This window comes from Halobacillus sp. A1, assembly GCF_024189295.1.
Lineage (GTDB): Bacteria > Bacillota > Bacilli > Bacillales > Halobacillaceae > Halobacillus_A.
On sequence record NZ_JAIZEN010000018.1, the window covers coordinates 1 to 16,243 of the forward strand.

The 16,243-nt window shown below is 40.8% G+C and carries 18 protein-coding genes and 1 riboswitch; of the genes, 7 read left to right on the forward strand and 11 right to left on the reverse strand.

From position 1 onward, the window contains the following. Positions 1-255: 255 nt before the first annotated feature. Entirely contained in the window at positions 256-846 is a 591-nt protein-coding gene (locus LF817_RS15635) for an ECF transporter S component (protein ID WP_256558340.1), read from the reverse strand. A 165-nt stretch (positions 847-1,011) separates the two neighbouring features. Beyond that, positions 1,012-1,163, reverse strand: a riboswitch (FMN riboswitch). A gap of 56 nt (positions 1,164-1,219) precedes the next feature. Beyond that, complete coding sequence (locus tag LF817_RS15640; protein ID WP_253936746.1) at positions 1,220-2,278, reverse strand: M20/M25/M40 family metallo-hydrolase; 1,059 nt, start codon at positions 2,276-2,278, stop codon at positions 1,220-1,222. A gap of 132 nt (positions 2,279-2,410) precedes the next feature. Here LF817_RS15640 and LF817_RS15645 point away from each other — a divergent pair, with 132 nt between their 5' ends. Both LF817_RS15645 and LF817_RS15650 read left to right on the forward strand, forming a co-directional pair. After that, positions 2,411-2,965 carry a thioredoxin family protein gene (locus tag LF817_RS15645; protein ID WP_253936747.1) on the forward strand — a complete coding sequence of 185 codons (555 nt, stop codon included), beginning with the start codon at positions 2,411-2,413 and terminating at the stop codon, positions 2,963-2,965. Positions 2,966-3,059: 94 nt separating this feature from the next. Then, entirely contained in the window at positions 3,060-4,058 is a 999-nt protein-coding gene (locus LF817_RS15650) for a potassium channel family protein (RefSeq protein ID WP_253936748.1), read from the forward strand. Here LF817_RS15650 and LF817_RS15655 read toward each other — a convergent pair. The 3 genes from LF817_RS15655 to LF817_RS15665 all read right to left on the reverse strand — a co-directional run bounded on the left by LF817_RS15655 (position 4,029) and on the right by LF817_RS15665 (position 7,196). Beyond that, positions 4,029-4,463: a YugN family protein gene (locus LF817_RS15655; RefSeq protein ID WP_253936749.1), complete on the reverse strand. Its 435-nt coding sequence runs from the start codon at positions 4,461-4,463 to the stop codon at positions 4,029-4,031. The two genes, LF817_RS15650 and LF817_RS15655, sit on opposite strands and share 30 nt — an antisense overlap. A gap of 82 nt (positions 4,464-4,545) precedes the next feature. Next, positions 4,546-5,892, reverse strand: a complete 1,347-nt coding sequence (locus LF817_RS15660) for a glucose-6-phosphate isomerase (RefSeq protein ID WP_253936750.1) — start codon at positions 5,890-5,892, stop codon at positions 4,546-4,548. A 137-nt stretch (positions 5,893-6,029) separates the two neighbouring features. Continuing rightward, complete coding sequence (locus tag LF817_RS15665; RefSeq protein WP_253936751.1) at positions 6,030-7,196, reverse strand: iron-containing alcohol dehydrogenase; 1,167 nt, start codon at positions 7,194-7,196, stop codon at positions 6,030-6,032. Positions 7,197-7,347: 151 nt separating this feature from the next. Between LF817_RS15665 and LF817_RS15670 the strand changes: the two genes are divergently transcribed. Further along, on the forward strand, positions 7,348-7,587 hold the full coding sequence (locus tag LF817_RS15670) for a DUF378 domain-containing protein (RefSeq protein WP_253936752.1): 240 nt from the start codon (positions 7,348-7,350) through the stop codon (positions 7,585-7,587). A 254-nt stretch (positions 7,588-7,841) separates the two neighbouring features. On the opposite strand, the gene yugI is transcribed toward LF817_RS15670, so the two are convergent. Beyond that, positions 7,842-8,240 (reverse strand): S1 domain-containing post-transcriptional regulator GSP13, encoded by a 399-nt coding sequence (gene yugI / locus LF817_RS15675; protein ID WP_253936753.1) that lies wholly within the window; start codon positions 8,238-8,240, stop codon positions 7,842-7,844. A 146-nt stretch (positions 8,241-8,386) separates the two neighbouring features. On the opposite strand from yugI, the gene LF817_RS15680 reads away from it, so the two are divergent. Both LF817_RS15680 and LF817_RS15685 read left to right on the forward strand, forming a co-directional pair. Then, on the forward strand, positions 8,387-8,731 hold the full coding sequence (locus tag LF817_RS15680; protein WP_253936754.1) for a helix-turn-helix domain-containing protein: 345 nt from the start codon (positions 8,387-8,389) through the stop codon (positions 8,729-8,731). A 205-nt stretch (positions 8,732-8,936) separates the two neighbouring features. Next, positions 8,937-10,121, forward strand: coding sequence for a MalY/PatB family protein (locus LF817_RS15685; protein ID WP_253936755.1), 1,185 nt, complete (start codon positions 8,937-8,939; stop codon positions 10,119-10,121). A gap of 17 nt (positions 10,122-10,138) precedes the next feature. Here LF817_RS15685 and LF817_RS15690 read toward each other — a convergent pair whose 3' ends face one another. Both LF817_RS15690 and LF817_RS15695 read right to left on the reverse strand, forming a co-directional pair. Beyond that, positions 10,139-10,702 (reverse strand): superoxide dismutase family protein, encoded by a 564-nt coding sequence (locus LF817_RS15690; protein ID WP_253936756.1) that lies wholly within the window; start codon positions 10,700-10,702, stop codon positions 10,139-10,141. A 550-nt stretch (positions 10,703-11,252) separates the two neighbouring features. After that, entirely contained in the window at positions 11,253-11,459 is a 207-nt protein-coding gene (locus LF817_RS15695; RefSeq protein ID WP_253936757.1) for a hypothetical protein, read from the reverse strand. 122 nt (positions 11,460-11,581) lie between these two features. On the opposite strand from LF817_RS15695, the gene kapB reads away from it, so the two are divergent. Continuing rightward, a complete protein-coding gene (kapB, locus tag LF817_RS15700) occupies positions 11,582-11,986 on the forward strand; it encodes a kinase-associated lipoprotein KapB (protein ID WP_253936758.1) in 405 nt (134 codons plus the stop codon). Between the two features lie 20 nt (positions 11,987-12,006). Here the strand turns inward: kapB and LF817_RS15705 are convergent, their stop codons facing one another. Then, positions 12,007-13,185 carry a cation:proton antiporter gene (locus LF817_RS15705; RefSeq protein WP_253936759.1) on the reverse strand — a complete coding sequence of 393 codons (1,179 nt, stop codon included), beginning with the start codon at positions 13,183-13,185 and terminating at the stop codon, positions 12,007-12,009. A gap of 5 nt (positions 13,186-13,190) precedes the next feature. Continuing rightward, the gene (locus tag LF817_RS15710) at positions 13,191-13,679 is read right to left on the reverse strand and encodes a cation:proton antiporter regulatory subunit (RefSeq protein ID WP_253936760.1); all 489 of its coding nucleotides are present in this window, start codon (positions 13,677-13,679) and stop codon (positions 13,191-13,193) included. 272 nt (positions 13,680-13,951) lie between these two features. On the opposite strand from LF817_RS15710, the gene deoD reads away from it, so the two are divergent. Continuing rightward, entirely contained in the window at positions 13,952-14,662 is a 711-nt protein-coding gene (gene deoD / locus LF817_RS15715) for a purine-nucleoside phosphorylase (protein ID WP_253936761.1), read from the forward strand. A gap of 25 nt (positions 14,663-14,687) precedes the next feature. Here the strand turns inward: deoD and LF817_RS15720 are convergent, their stop codons facing one another. Further along, positions 14,688-16,166 carry a leucyl aminopeptidase gene (locus LF817_RS15720; protein ID WP_253936762.1) on the reverse strand — a complete coding sequence of 493 codons (1,479 nt, stop codon included), beginning with the start codon at positions 16,164-16,166 and terminating at the stop codon, positions 14,688-14,690. Between the last annotated feature and the right edge of the window lie 77 nt (positions 16,167-16,243).

Below are 16,243 nucleotides of genomic sequence, written 5' to 3' on the forward strand. Positions count from 1 at the left end.
TTGCTTCTTAAATTCATCAGTAAAGTTACGGCGATTCCTTGGGGTCATGTTTAGTCTCCTTGATTGAAATATTTAGTAAAGTGTAACTGACCTTAACGAAACTGTCCAAACAAGTGTAACCTTTCCAATTTCTCGAAATCAAACCTCCTATAAAACCCCCATATTATTGAAGAATTCTTTAATGTAATAAATATTAATCATGTTTTCTTGAAACCATAAAAAAATGGCCCTCCAAATTTGTTGGAAGGCCATTTTTTATGCAGCGGACGAGTGGCGCAGTCGTTTCTGCTCAATCCACGGTCGCAGCTTAATGAATAAAGGAACAAATAGAATCCCTACAATTATTCCTTTTAAAGCATTAAACGGTAAAATACCTGCTAATACTGTAAAACTTTTGACTTCAGCAGTCATTGATTCCCATCCCATGAACCAGCTGTAGGCTGGAAGAATCAAGAAATAGTTCAAGACGCTCATTCCAACAGCCATAATCACGGCGCCAGACACCAACCCGGAAATCAACCCTTTTGTACTTTTGAATTTATGATAGAGAATAGATACTGGCACAATGAAAAGAACTCCCGCTGAAAAATTCGCTGCTACCCCTACCGGGTCACCCGCTCCGGTATAAATCAGGTACAAAATATTCTTTAAAGCCTCTACGGCAATGCCCGCAGCCGGAGTGAATAAAATAGCTGCCAGCAATGCAGGAACTTCACTGAAATCGACCTTTAAATAAGGAGGCAGCATAGGAAGCGGAAAATTCAAAAACATAAGCACCATGGAAATACTCCCGAACAGCGCTAAAATAATCAATTTTGACAGATTGGATACTCGACTTTGGTTCAATGTGGTTCCTCCTTCATCTTTTCTATCGATTCAGAATCCCAGATGAAGGTAAGCTTACTCAAAAAGGAAAAATTAAAACCCCTGAAGCAGATAAAACGCTCCAGGGGTTGTTTATGCACTCATTGAGAATTAAAGATAGTAATGTGCTACTACCTTTCTTGCGCTCATGATCTTCTCCCATCCAGACTTTAACTGTCGGTCCCGGAATCTCACCAGGTCAACCGCAAAGCTTTTACACAAAGCGGGTCACGGACTTAGAGTGTACTGACACACTCCTTACCGTCGGTCGGGAATTGCACCCTGCCCCGAAGATTTGAATCGATATCGAATTGTAATTTAATTCTATTCGATTCCATCCAATTGTTCAAGTTATTTAATCTTCTAAAGGGTTCAAATTTTCCTGACCACTCATGTTTTCGATCAGGTGGACTAGCAGTTCGATTTCTTCCTCAATATCTTGCAGACTGGCTGTTTCAACAGGCGAATGCATATACCTAAGCGGCAGAGAAACCAAACTGACCGGCACTCCTTTACCCGTGAGCCGCATACGGTCAGCATCAGTGCCTGTCGAACGTGAAGTCAACTCATATTGGACGTCCATATCCAGTGTTTTGGCACTTGTTTCTAACAATTTGTTGATCTTTCGGTTGATAGGAGCACCCTTCGCCAGCACTGGACCACCATCCAGGGTGATGTCTCCGTATTTATTCTTATTCACTCCGGGATAGTCTGTTGCAAAAGTCACATCACAGGCAATTGCCATAGTTGGTTCAACCCCTGCAGCGGCAAAATATGCCCCACCCATATTTGTTTCTTCGTTCACCGTGCTTGCCGCATAAAGTCCGACCTTCAATTCCTTTTTAGACAGCCTGCGCACTACTTCCCCTACTATGAATTGTCCTGTACGATTATCAAGTCCCCGACCTGAGATGTATCGATCCATAAGAATTTCAGGTTCTCTCTTATATACCGCCAAGTCCCCAATTTTTATGAATTCTGAGATTTCTTCTTTAGATTTAGCTCCGCAGTCTATAAAAAGATCGTCCAGGCCAAAATCACCCTTTAATCCCCCGTGGTGCTGGGCGTTCACACCGATCACTCCGGAGAAGTTTTTTTCTTCACCAAGTACGGTGACTTTCATCCCTACGGCTGCCTTAGGATTGATTCCACCCATTTTATCAAAATGCAAATATCCCTGTTCATCGATTCTGTTGATGACTAAAGCGATCTCATCACAATGTCCAGCTAACAGAACTTTGAATTCAGCTTCGGGATTCAGGACGGCTATTGCGTTACCAGCGTGATCTGTACGGATTTCATCAGCATAACTTTTCATTTCCTTCATCCAACGCTTTTGGATTTCCATTTCCATGCTTGAAGGTGACGGAATAGTTAATAGTTCCATAAGGAATTGCTTTGCTTCTTTTTCCATATGTAATAAACCTCCTCTTTATTTTCAACAATAAAATTATACCACCATTAGCAATCATTTTTAAAAACACGCTTAATCTAATATGATTTAGGGAACTCTCAATGAGTATGTAGTTATTGAGGAGGAGTTGCTATGGAACTAAACGAGTGGTTCGAAAAAGGAATTACCGCCCAGGAATATGTGGATTCTATGAGTCAGCATCAGCAGGGCTTCGTTTATATTTACGAACATTTTAAAGTACCAACAGAGGACGAACCTCTCCTTGCACAACTTAGAGGAAAGAACCTCAGGGCGATTATATTGACGGAAGACTGGTGCGGAGATGCAATGCTTAATATACCCGTTTTCCTTCGTATTGCAGAAATAAGCAGAATTGATACTCACTTTTTACTGAGAGATGAGAACTTAACGTTAATGGACCAATATTTAACTAATAAAACGTCAAGATCGATTCCGAAGATTATCATCATTGATCGTGAAGGGAACGAATTATTTAATTGGGGACCCCGTGCACCAGAGTTACAGCATTTTATAGAAAGCTCAAGCGCCAACTTACCTGCAGAGAGTGATGAGCAGTTTAAAGAGAAGCAAAACGAGATGTTCCAATTTATCACAAAAGCTTATCGTGACAATGAAGATTTTCGTTCCTACGTATACAACGACTTAAAGAAAGCCTTGACGTCATGATCAAAGTGCCTCTTTCATTTCTAAAGAGGCACTTTTTTTATGTTTGAAGCCGCTGTGTTAGAGACATACTAAGGAAAAAAAGAGGAGCTCTGTCATGCAGCAATGGCTTCGTCTATACTTTCAACTGCCCGTATTCTTGCGCTTATTAGGGACAGTCCTATTATTCATGGTTTTCTATGGAGTAGTCATCCATACGATTGAACCTGGCACTTTCCCTACCGTATTCGATGGAATCTGGTGGGCTTTTATTACTGGGGCAACAGTCGGTTATGGAGATTATGTCCCTTTAACTACGGCTGGCCGAATAATCACTATTTTATTGATATTGACTGGAGGCGGCCTTTTAACTTTTTATATGGCTACTTTATCTTCAGCTACCGTCCAGCACGAACGTGATTTATCTAGAGGAAGAGTCCAATATAAAGGTAAACACCATATTGTTATCATCGGCTGGAATGAACGCACGCGTCAACTGATCGATATGATGGAGGAGAATAACAGCGAAGAATATATAGTATTAATTGATCGATCCATGAAACGGCTTTATGAAAACCATTCTAACGTCCATTTCGTTCAAGGAGATGCGACAATGGAAGAGACTCTGGAAAAAGCTAACTTGAAAGAAGCTAAAACAGCTATCATAACAGCCGATCCTTCAAAAGCAGAACACTCTGCTGATCAGTCTGTAATCCACCAGACCGTAGCACTGAAAGGTCACCACCCCTCCCTCTTCATCATTGCCGAAGTGTTGACAGATAAGCAAAAGATTAATGCAGAGCGGGCAGGAGCAAATACCGTCATCCGATCGAATGATTTCATGAGCAGCTTGATATATCACGAACTATACCATACCGATCCTGTTGAGCCTTTCCAATTGTTGCTCGAATTACTGACATCAAGACAATTCCACGAAGAATCTGTCCCTTTAGTTCTTAAAGATCAATCTATGAAGGAGGCGGTGATCCATTATCTCGAACAAGGGTCGGTCATTGTAGGCTATCGCCAGAACAAAAAATTATATTTTGTGATCGACCATCTTATTCCATTAGAAAAAGTACAGTCGTTAATTTTGCTCATTCCGCTGCGCACGTAACGCCTGCTCAGCATCTAGTAAGGCTTGCATTCCTACAGGGATAAGATGTTCAGGAAATTCACCATCTTTATCTTTTGGTTCCTGGAACTGATCGAACGATGCTCTGAAGTTCCCCTCTCTTACATGGTCATCTATGCCATCCTGATAGTAATGTGCCAATAGATAGGGCTCTTTCACTTTTACTAAAGTAGCATCTGAAGGGTTATCCAGAAACTGTCCTTCTATAACTTCTACTGGAAGACGGAGAAATTGGTAACCTGAAGCTTCGTTATCAATTTTATAATCCAAATAACCATGATCGTACTCCCAGTTGTCTGCTAATTTAAAACCAAGCGGTTGAAGCGCCTGTTCCATTTCATGAAAAACAAACAACTTATTCGTTAGTTCTGACTCTAAAGTAATCATACTCAGCACCTCCTTTAGAGATTAGCTTACCCAAAAAAACCACCTCCGATTAACCAATAATTGGAGGTGGTTTTCATTTATCTTATAGACGTTTTTCTAATTCTTCTTTTTCTTTTTCAAAGCCAGGCTTGCCTAATAAGGCAAACATGTTCTTCTTATATGCTTCTACCCCTGGCTGATCGAAAGGATTTACTCCTAGGAGATAGCCACTGACAGCGCATGCTTTTTCAAAGAAATAGGCAAGATAACCGAAAGTATAAGCATCAAGCTTCGGTACGTGAACGATTAAGTTCGGAACTTGACCATCTGTGTGAGCAAGCATCGTTCCCTCATAGGCTTTCTCGTTGACGTAATCAACTGTTTCACCAGCCAAATAGTTGAGCCCGTCTAAGTTTTGTTGATCTTCTTCAATCGTGTAATCAGATTTAGGTGTTTCTACATGTAAAACTGTTTCGAATAAATCTCTTCGACCGTCCTGCACGTACTGTCCTAAGGAGTGTAAATCTGTTGAGAAATTCGCGGAAGACGGATAAATACCTTTTTGATCCTTTCCTTCACTTTCACCGAACAGCTGCTTCCACCATTCAGAAAAATATTGTAAGGAAGGTTCATAGTTGATCATCATCTCAATCGTTTTCCCTTTACTGTAAAGAGCGTTACGTACAGCAGCGTATTGATAAGCAGGATTCTCATCCAAATTGTCTGTACTCAAGTCTTTACGCGCTGCATTAGCACCTTCCATCATTGCTTCAATATCAACACCGCTTACGGCAATCGGAAGTAACCCTACCGCTGTTAGAACAGAATAACGTCCACCTACATCATCAGGCACGACAAAAGACTCGTAGCCCTGTTCATCAGCCAAAGTCTTTAAAGCTCCCTTGTTTTTATCTGTAGTGGCATAAATTCTCTTCTGTGCTTCTTCCTGACCGTACTTTTCCTCCAAAAACTTTCGGAAAGCACGGAAGGCGATCGCTGGTTCAGTTGTCGTTCCGCTTTTAGAAATTACATTGACGGAAACGTCCTTCCCTTTAAGCAGGTCAAATAAATCGTTTAAGTATGGAGCGCTAATGCTGTTCCCTACGAAAAACACTTGAGGAGTGCCGCGCTGTTCAGAAGATAGTTCATTGTAGAAGCTATGGTTAAGCATTTCAATTGCAGCTCGGGCGCCAAGGTAAGAACCACCGATTCCGATCACTAATAGAACATCAGAATCTTCTTTGATTTTAGCAGCTGACTTTTGAATTCGAGCAAATTCTTCTCGATCGTAGTCTTCCGGTAAGTCGATCCACCCTAGGAAATCGTTACCAGCGCCAGTTTTTTCATGCAGTGCTTTATGAGCAAGTGATACGGCTCCTTGCATATATTCAATTTCATGTTCGTTAAAGAACGGTAATGCTTTTTTATAGTCAAAGCGAACGTGTGTCATTCAAATTCCTCCAAGTCATTTTTTAATGAGCTATTTTCACTTTATCGGAACCTTCTTAGCAAATCAAGTAAGCATTTAATATGAAAGCGCTTCACATGAAAAAGAGACACAGCATACAACTGTGTCTCTGAAATTAATTATTTAGACATCTCTAATATTTTTGCTACATCTTCATCTTCCAACTTATTGAAATTGCCAAAAGCACCGCGTTTCATCGCACGATTGATAATTACATTAAATTGATCGTCATTGATGTCATAATCAGCCAGCGTCTCTGGAGCACCTAATGAAGACCAGAAATTCCTCAGTTCTTCAATTCCCTGCTCAGCTACTTCACGATCTGATTTGCCTTCTGGATCCACTTGGAAAACTTTTTCAGCAAATCGTGCAAATCGAGATACGTTAACTTCAACATTATGCTTCATCCAATTAGGGAAAAGGATGGCCAAACCTCCTGCATGAGGAATATCGTATACAGCTGAGACGGCGTGCTCGATATTGTGAGAAGCCCAGTCTCCGCGGTAACCCATCTGAAGCATTCCATTCAATGCAATTGTTCCAGCATATAGAATGGTTTCGCGGTGTTCATAAGACTCTAAATCGTCAAGTAATTTGGGTGCTGTATCGATGACCGTACGTAAGACCCCTTCTACCATCTCATCTTGCACGGGTGACTGCGTATTATTATGGAAATATTGTTCCATCAAATGACTCATCATATCCACGATCCCGTAAATGGTTTGATCTCGTGGTACTGTCATTGTATTCTGAGGATCAAGAATGGAAAAGGTTGGGTACGTATATGGTGCGAATCCCCATCCATACTTCTCATTCGTTTCCCAATTCGTAATAACAGCTCCGCCGTTCATTTCTGAACCTGTAGCCGCAAGCGTCAGAACCGTACCAAAAGGTATTGCACCCTCTGGAGTAGCTTGTCTTGTAACAAGGTCCCACGCATCTCCTTCATATTTAGCTCCAGCAGCTATAGTCTTCGTACAGTCAATGACACTTCCGCCTCCTACAGCCAAAATGAAATCAATGTTTTCTTTTTTACAAATATCCACGCCTTTTCTAACCGTAGTCAGCCTTGGATTTGGCTCAACACCTGACAGTTCGTGTACTTCTACTTCTAAACTATTCAGTTCTTTCATGACGTCATCATAAACGCCATTTTTCTTTATACTTCCGCCACCATACACGACTAACACTTTATTCGTATCATTTGGTATTTGCTCAGTTAATTGTTCCACTTGATTTCTACCAAAAATTAATTTGGTTGGATTATGGAAAGTAAATGCATCCATCTCAATATTCTCCTCTCAAAAGTGAGTATCTTTCGTACAATATCACATTATCCACTATCTCAAACAGATACTCAAAAGAAATGCGTTATGTATAAAATTTCTCACTTCGCTCAACCTATGACTAATTCAACGTAGTAAGGAGGGGAAAAGAATGAGCTGGATTCAAAGAACAGCCTTATTGCTTATCATCATTGGAGCTATTAACTGGGGACTTGTTGGTCTATTCCAGTATGACTTAGTTGCTGGTCTCTTCGGTGGTGGAGAACAGAGTGGTGCATTCGCACGTGTCATTTACACACTTGTAGGAATTAGCGGACTTATTGCCATATCTATATACTTTTCGCGTGCCGCTGAATATCATGACGCAACAGTAGACGCCACCGAAAAGTAAAAAGAAATGCGAAGAGGGGCGTTCAGGCCTGACATGCATAAGCAAGCTCCCGCATAGTGAAGCGATCTTCCTTCACGTAAGGAACTTGCTTATGTCGCGAGTGGCTAGACGCCTTAAAAGTGTTAAAGAACCGCTCAGGCCTAAAAGTATGTGAAGTGTAAAGCGGAGTTATGTCTTTCCATGAAATGTGAGAGTAAGACATAGCGATGAAGCTGATTAACAAAAAAAACCCGGCTGGCTCAGCCGGGTTTTGATTATTTACGAAACTTTTCGCGATCGTCAGACTGCTTAATCCAGTCTTCTAACTTGTCTTTTAACGTATTAAATCCTGCAGAAGCATCCTCCTGCTGGTATTGCTGCTGCTTAGGGGCAGCTTGCTTACGAGGACGGCGCTGTTCTTGCTTAGGTGCCTCCTGTGTCGCACGGATGGAAAGAGAATATTTATTCTTTTCTGCATCGATGTTAAGAATTTTAACTTGGACTTCATCACCTTCATTTAGGTGCTCGTTAATATCCTTCACGTAGCCATGAGTTACTTCGGAAATATGCACAAGACCTTGCACTTTTTCATCAAGGGCAACGAATGCACCATATGGCTGAATTCCTGTTACTTTACCATCTAAAACTTGACCTTCTTGAAACTTATCTGACATGCTATACAACTCCTGATTAAAATATTCGTTTCTTTTCACGCAATTATTGATTTTACCATACCTTCTAAGAATAATCAAAGAGTTCCTATAGTATCCTTTTTCCACTACATATTGGTATAATGTAGAAAAGGCAAGGAGGGGTACTTATGAGTGTTGGAGATAACATTAAAAAGTATCGTCAACTGAAAGAGTTCACTATTGAGGATTTGGCTATGAAATCAAGGATTGGCGTTCAGACATTAGAGTCTTACGAATCCAATTCTAGAGAACCTGAACTGGACACACTACTGAAAATTTCTACTGTGCTCGATATTCCGGCTTCTGAATTAGTCGAATACCAGACTGATCACACGATTGATGAAGAACTTCAAAACTTGATCGGTGAAGTAGGTGTGAAACGAGCCAAATTGCTGCTTAGAAAGTCCCTTGATTTCTCCGAAGAAGAAGTACTTAAAGCTATGAATCTACTTTATGAATTAAAAGAAAAATAATAATCAAAAAAAGAGGTTTAGAGTTTACGATTTATGGCTATATTGATTAACGTAAGACTTTCTCGTATTCCCCCTGTGAAAGCAAAGCGGAACGTTCGCTTTGCTTCTTTTTTTTTCATTATATGTAGTAGAAACACTGCAGTATCATCTGTTTGAGTTTTTCGGTATCATGTGAATGAGCGATCTTATTATTGGAGTGATACGAATGAGTAGATTTTCAAAAATAACTTCCCGCAAAGGAACAAGATCCGTTAAGTGGGATTACGCTGAAGAATTGTATCAGGATAAAGAAGTTCTCCCAATGTGGGTTGCAGATATGGACTTTGAAGCCCCTGAAGCCGTAATTAAAGCATTGAAGCACAGAGTTGAACACGGGATATTCGGATATACTATGCCGGATGATTTATTAAAAGATCAAATTAACACGTGGCTTAAAAAACGTCATGACTGGGAAATTGAAAATGAATGGATCACATACAGCCCAGGAGTTATTCCTAGTTTGCATATGATTGTACAGGCACTTACTGAAAAAGATGATTCGATTATCATCCAAACGCCAGTATATCCTCCTTTTTACAGCGTTATAAAAGACCATGGACGGAAGCTTGTAGAAAACCCTCTGAACTATATTGATGAATATTATTCCATTGACTTTGAGGATTTTGAAGAAAAAATTAAAAAAAATAACGTAAAGCTTTTTATATTATGTAATCCCCATAACCCTGTGGGAAGGGTTTGGACTAAAGATGAACTGCAAAAAATGAGTGACATTTGCCTGCGTCATGGCGTAAAAATCATTTCTGACGAGATCCATGCTGATCTTATATTTGATCAACGCGCCCATATTCCAATTGCTTCCCTTAGTAAAGAAACGAATGACCAGGTGATTACATTGATGTCTCCTACAAAAACTTTTAATTTGGCTGGATTACAGGCCTCCTATCTAGTTACAGCAAACGAAGAACTGCGTCAGACAGTTAAAAAGCAGTTTGATAATCAAGGCATTTTTATGTTAAATACTTTGGGGATGACAGCCATGGAGGCTGCCTATTCTGAAGGCGAAGAATGGCTTGAAGAGTTACTACAAACGTTAGAAGCTAATCGAGATTATGTCATGGAGAAGTTTCACTCGGAAACGAGTTCTATACGCGTAGTTCCTACCGAGGGTACCTATCTACTATGGTTGGACTGCCGTGCTTTAAATCTGACTCACACTGAATTAAAGTCCTTTATGCAAAAACAAGCCAAAGTCGGCTTAAATGACGGTGGTTCTTTTGGTGAAGAAGGCCAAGGGTTTATGCGCATTAACATTGCAGCTCCTCATGAATTAATAGAAGATGGTGTAAACAGAATTATTGAAGCGGTGCAAAAATTAAAGCTTCCCAGTTGAATCTGGGAAGCTTTTTGTTACTCTTTGTTTTGATCCGCTTCAGCAGGATCACTGGCCTCGTCCTGGTCCGCTTCTAACGTGATCACTCCGCAAGCTACCCGTTCACCTGAGTCGCCTGCAGGCTGGCTCATTCCATCATCTGCTTGACTGCTTATCACTATAGCCGTGCCTTCATCTCGCAATAGTGATGTTTGGGCGTCTTTTAATGTAGCTTCTGGTATCATTAACTCGACATCCACATATCCGCTTCCATCCGCTTCGATATTAGGAAGATCTCCAGTGTGAGCTCCCTTCTCATTCATTAATCCGTGCTCCATGTTTTTTGGATTGAAGTGGTTTCCCGCACTCTTGAAGTCAGGTCCTTCGCATTCAGGTCTCTCATGGACGTGAATTCCATGAATACCTGGAGTAAGACCTTCTGCGGTCACATTCAGCTTTACGCCGTCCGGCTGCTCGATAAATACCGCGGTGCCGATTCGATCATTCCCCTGGTTGTACAGAGCAGTTTCAACAGGGGACCGGGCATCGCTATTACATCCTATAAGAAATATGAGAACTGCAAACATTAATATTGATTTCATCCCTTAACTTCCCTTCAATTACATCAATGGTAATCATAGTTTCCCCTTATTGATGAACTTTATAAGTTAAAGCTCTGCTAAACGAAATTGATGTACATAACGATTTTTACAATATTGCAGTTATCAGGAATTCTCTATTTTGAGTTTTTGAGCGGTGAAAGATATGGAAGCGGAAGAGAAAATATTTTGATTAAGCAGCTGTAGAAAAGGATGGATACAGTAGGATAGCAGAGCAATTAATTATAATGTTTGTTAAACGTTCTTGCTGACTTTTCATAAAAAGTTATTCGACAAAATCGCAGGATCTTGGAAGACTTGATTTCGAGACATTGGGTAATGGGTCAGGGCTGCGGGGATTGACCCGCTTTCCGTGGCAGCGCTTTTAGCCTCCTCGAACTTCCATGGAAAGCGAGTGATTTTCCCGGACCTGCAAGCAACATTACGGAAACAGCCCGGACACCTCGAAACGGAGGCTTAAAGAATATGTAGCTTATATGAATATCAAGATTATAATTTCACAGAGCAAATAAAAAAAGACGAGAGGGTAACCTCATCGTCTTGTACTGTCTTCATTTGGCTGCTGCTTGTAAGCTGACGTTTTGTTCTTCGAACTTTGCTCCATCTTTTTTTCTTCTTTACGCGAAGACTTAATGATGAAATACATGGTGATCACAGCAAGAATCGTAAAAACGAGCAAAGTGAGAACTGCCGGTATATATTCGGATTTATCCTGTGGGAAATAAAGAAATTCCATCATAGGACGACCACACACCTTTCCAATCTCCACATATTATAACAAATTTATACTTAAGAAGAGAGGTGTTCACGATTTTTTCACAGTATTAGTTTTGTTACAATACTCTTAAGGAGGCGGTAGCCATGGCACAATTCACCTCAGGTGATCTAGTTAAAGCGCATTATAAAACCGGTATTTATATAGGTGAATTTTTGGAAGAACGGAACAACGCTCACTTAATCAAGGTTTTGGCAGTAGATAAACACCCGATGCAAGGGGATCTGCACAATCCTGGTCAAACGAGCGAGGTATTTTTTCATCAGCGAAAAGCGTTAAGTTTTCAGGAAAAGGCGAATATTAATAAGCAAGCCGTTGAATCTTATGATTCGAGGGAGCCACCTGATTATTACACCTCCCTTTTGGACTCTGTCGAAAAGCTGAAGAATAAATTGACTCGAAGAGAAACAGAATTCAACCAACAGGCACTGCATCAGCTCGAAGATTTAGAAAACCAGTATAAAAGACAGAACCGACCACGCTCATCTTAGGAGAAGCGTGGTTGATTACGTTAATCCCCAGGTACACGTAAGCTTTTTTTCTTTTTTACTGGCTTTCCATAAATTCGAGTAGTAAGTTTAGGAGCCTTTTCAAACAAAATCATGCCGATGAAGGCGGCGATTAAAATGTACAGACCACTGAAAGCTTTTAACGTTCCTGACGCGACACTTGCGATGACTACTGAGAATTCTCCTCTGGCACATAAAGATAAACCAGCTCGTAATGAAGCTCTCTTAGACAGACCATAAATCGGCCCCCCAACTAACCCCACTAAAAGTTTAGCGATAACCGACCAGGCTATAACAGAAACTAGAAGACCGGCCATCGGGATGCCGTCCCCAAGCTCTATGGTTGTACCGAAGTAGATAAAAAAGGTAGGAAGCATAAGGTCACGTACAGGGAGAACTGTCTGTTCGATTTTATCAATTTTACCGATTTCAGCCAGCATCATTCCGGCTAAAAAGGCTCCAAGCACCTCTGATAAACCTAGATAAAGGGCCAGACCACCATATGAAATAGCGATACCAATCAACAGCGCTGTTTTAAAGTCTTCATCTGTAATTTTATCGAGGAACGCTTCGAAATTTTTAAAAAGAGTTTTACCAAGAATAATCGCAAACAGCGTCATCCCAATAATTTTACCAATCAATATGAAAAAAGAGAGGGAGGTAAAACTTTCACCTGAGCTCACCCCAAACAAAATCGCTACAACGATAGGCGCAACTAAATCTTCAAATATCAAGATCCCTAATATGAATTCAGTCTCACTATTCGCCATTCTACCCCGGTCGTCCAATAGTTTAGCCGTAATTGAGGAACTGGTGGCATACGCAATTCCTCCTACGAGGAAACTGGAAAAGAGATCTAAGTTGAATAACAGGGCAATGACCGTAGTTACACCTAGACTTAAAGCTACATCCAGCAAGCCTGATGGCCATATTTTCTTCGCGATTCCCCCTAAACGTTTTACATTGAATTCCAAGCCTAATAAGAAGAACAAAAGAACAATGCCGATCTCACTTGCGAAATGAAGCAGTTCATTATCTGTTAAGGCATCAGCTAAAATGATGCCTAACAATATATATAAGATCACGTTCGGTATCTTTATTTTTATACTTAAATACCCTAAGTAAAAAATAAACAGCAGGATTAACCCTGCACCTAACAACTCGGGAAAATCTGTATGCAATTCAATCAGTCCCCTCCGTTACACAAGGCGATCATACTATCGATTTGATCCTGCTTTCCTATAGACATGATTACATCACCAGGCTGTAATTTCGTATCGGCATCTGGGATGGCTATCGTTTCATCTCCTTTTACAATCCCGATAATCGTAACACCTGTTTTGTTACGGACTTCTGATTCTTCAATCGTCTTAAATACGATTGGAGAGTTATTTTTAAGTTCAATCCAATCAATGACAATCTGATTTTTAAACATTTTCAATTGATCTGCATTTACTGGCTGATAGGTAGCCCCCAGCAGCTGCGCCCCCAGTTCCCTCGTCTCATCGGACGTAAGATCCATAGCAAAATCAGCTTCTTCACTGTCTGCTTCATCAAAAAAATACAGTTCTCTTTTTCCTGTATGGTGAACAATTAAAACAAGCATGCTGTCTTCGGCCGTTTTTAATGAAATTTTTTGACCGATGCCTGGCAGCTGAGATATCGAGATGTTCATCCTTACCATCCCTTTCATTAAACTGTTAGACAGTTTCATCAAGTAATTTAAACGAAGTAAAATCATGTGGTTAAAATGCAGATGAGGAGTAAATCGTTTCTGTCCGTTACCCCTCGTTAAGGAGAGTCGGCCATGCCGCCTCCTTAATTTCTCTTCGTACTATTAAGTTTATTCTACCAGTACTCAATTGGTCATTCCACTTGTTTATTTGTTTTCCTAAGCAGGTTGTGGTAATTTTAGAACGAAAGAAAAGTTAAGAGGAGGTCCGGCCGATGAGTGTACATATTGGTGCAAACCCCGGAGACATTGCTGACAAAATATTATTACCTGGAGATCCTTTGCGTGCAAAATATATTGCAGAGAATTTTCTTGAGGATGTAACTTGCTATAATGAAGTTCGTGGAATGTACGGATATACAGGAACTTATAAAGGAGAACGAATTTCTGTTCAAGGAACTGGAATGGGAGTCCCTTCTATTTCTATTTATATCAATGAACTCATGGAAAGCTATGATGTGCAGAAGCTGATCCGTGTAGGAACGTGCGGAGCATTGCAGAAAGACGTAAAAGTTCGGGATGTTATCCTTGCTTCAACGGCAACTACAGATTCCCAAATGAACCGTATGGTATTCGGAGGAATCGATTATGCGCCTACAGCTGATTTCGATTTATTGAAAAAGGCTTATGATGCTGGAATTGAAAAAGGATTAAAGCTTCGTGTAGGTAATGTCTTCACAAGTGATAGTTTTTATCGTGACAATGCGATGGACGTTTTCAACTTACTGGCCAAATACAACGTTTTAGCTGTAGAAATGGAAACGACCGCACTTTATACACTGGCTGCCAAATATGATAGAGAAGCATTATCTGTCCTAACAGTAAGCGACCATATCCTTACAGGAGAAGAAACTTCATCTGAAGAACGCCAATCCACATTTAACGAAATGATTGAAGTCGCTCTCGAAGCAGCAATACAAGATTAAAAAAAAGGCCGTAAAGGCCTTTTTTTTATGAATGAATAGCAAATGAAGCTAATGTACGTGCCATCACTCCAGAGGGTCCTTTTGGCCCTAATTCATGACTTTGTTCATTTATAGAGGTTCCTGCTATATCCAAATGAACCCACGGTGTATCTTCAGCAAATTCCCCTACAAAAGCGCCCCCCATAATCGCATGAGCTTTTCTTGTGGGAGAGTTATTTAAATCGGCGATGTTACTTTTTTTAATCTGGGCGCGATAATCCTCATTGTATGGCAGCTGCCATACCGGCTCTCCCATTTGACCGGCAATAGCACTGACCTTAGTAAATAGAGAAGTATTATTCGTCATGGCTCCTGTCATCCATGAACCTAAAGCCGTTACGACACCTCCTGTCAGAGTAGCCACATCGATGATCCTATCAGCTTTTAAATGTTTGGCATACGTGATGGCATCCGCTAGAGCAAGACGACCTTCCGCATCAGTATTCAACACTTCGATCGTGCGTCCGCTCATAGAAGTGATGACATCATCGGGTTTAAATGCGGACCCTGAGATCATATTGTCCGTAGAAGGAATAACCGCCAGGACATTGCACTTCGGCTGAACGCGACCGATGGTTTCCATCGCTCCAAGAACAGCCGCTGCCCCTCCCATATCCCCTTTCATACCAGGCATACCAGTCTTAGGTTTGATGGAATAACCACCCGTATCATAAGTAATTCCTTTGCCTACGAATGCCGTGACATCCTTCCATTCAGGCAACCCTTGATATTTTAGGACAATCATCGCCGGAGGCTCCTCAGAACCCTGATTGACCGCTAAAAGTGCACCCATCCCCATTTGTTCCATATCATCCTTTTCTAATATTTCTACAGAGAAATCGTGCATCAATGCTAATTCCCTTGCAAACTCTGCCATTTCAGCAGCTGTAAGCAGGTTGGCCGGTGAATGAACAAGGTGCCTGGCAGTATTTACTCCTTTACTTAATGCGTAACCTAAAGCTGATGAATAATAAAGGTCTTCTTCTGTCTCTTTTGTAACGAAGGTCAAATACTTTACATAAGGGAGTTCTTCTTTAGTTTTCGTTTTGAAATGGGCCAGCTGATAGGTCGCCATCCCCATACTCTCTGTGATTAATGATGCACACTCCTTAGGAGATAATTCAGATGGTACAAGTCCATCCAATTCGATAGAAACTTTTGTTATTCCTTCTCCCTGAAGTTTTTTGAACAAGGCTCCAAAAGCTTTTCGAAATCGATCGCGGGTCAGATTGTTTTCATCTCCTAAACCTACAAAGTAAACCCTTTTCGGCTGTGCTTGCTTGTGGGTCAAAAGCTTTGAGATTACCTGATAGTCACTTGATATATCTCCTGCGTTGGCATATTCCGATACCGATCCGTTCATAACATCATTTAAACTTTCGAAAGACTTGCATACTTTTCCGGAAAATAAACCAATCACTAACGCTTCTTCTTCGCAAAACAGTTCTTTCCTAAATTGAAACATCGAAACTCCACCTCCAATTGTCAGTATACTAGACTTTGCACATGATTTCGCAGCTAAGTTCTTAAACGACAATTTGA

Bases quoted from the DNA above. Each gene is read 5' to 3' on its own strand.
- LF817_RS15640 (WP_253936746.1), bottom strand. From the start codon at position 2,278: ATGGAAAAAGAAGCAAAGCAATTCCTTATGGAACTATTAACTATTCCG.
- LF817_RS15645 (WP_253936747.1), top strand. From the start codon at position 2,411: ATGGAACTAAACGAGTGGTTCGAAAAAGGAATTACCGCCCAGGAATAT.
- LF817_RS15650 (WP_253936748.1), top strand. From the start codon at position 3,060: ATGCAGCAATGGCTTCGTCTATACTTTCAACTGCCCGTATTCTTGCGC.
- LF817_RS15655 (WP_253936749.1), bottom strand. From the start codon at position 4,463: ATGATTACTTTAGAGTCAGAACTAACGAATAAGTTGTTTGTTTTTCAT.
- LF817_RS15660 (WP_253936750.1), bottom strand. From the start codon at position 5,892: ATGACACACGTTCGCTTTGACTATAAAAAAGCATTACCGTTCTTTAAC.
- LF817_RS15665 (WP_253936751.1), bottom strand. From the start codon at position 7,196: ATGGATGCATTTACTTTCCATAATCCAACCAAATTAATTTTTGGTAGA.
- LF817_RS15670 (WP_253936752.1), top strand. From the start codon at position 7,348: ATGAGCTGGATTCAAAGAACAGCCTTATTGCTTATCATCATTGGAGCT.
- yugI (WP_253936753.1), bottom strand. From the start codon at position 8,240: ATGTCAGATAAGTTTCAAGAAGGTCAAGTTTTAGATGGTAAAGTAACA.
- LF817_RS15680 (WP_253936754.1), top strand. From the start codon at position 8,387: ATGAGTGTTGGAGATAACATTAAAAAGTATCGTCAACTGAAAGAGTTC.
- LF817_RS15685 (WP_253936755.1), top strand. From the start codon at position 8,937: ATGAGTAGATTTTCAAAAATAACTTCCCGCAAAGGAACAAGATCCGTT.
- LF817_RS15690 (WP_253936756.1), bottom strand. From the start codon at position 10,702: ATGAAATCAATATTAATGTTTGCAGTTCTCATATTTCTTATAGGATGT.
- LF817_RS15695 (WP_253936757.1), bottom strand. From the start codon at position 11,459: ATGATGGAATTTCTTTATTTCCCACAGGATAAATCCGAATATATACCG.
- kapB (WP_253936758.1), top strand. From the start codon at position 11,582: ATGGCACAATTCACCTCAGGTGATCTAGTTAAAGCGCATTATAAAACC.
- LF817_RS15710 (WP_253936760.1), bottom strand. From the start codon at position 13,679: ATGAACATCTCGATATCTCAGCTGCCAGGCATCGGTCAAAAAATTTCA.
- deoD (WP_253936761.1), top strand. From the start codon at position 13,952: ATGAGTGTACATATTGGTGCAAACCCCGGAGACATTGCTGACAAAATA.
- LF817_RS15720 (WP_253936762.1), bottom strand. From the start codon at position 16,166: ATGTTTCAATTTAGGAAAGAACTGTTTTGCGAAGAAGAAGCGTTAGTG.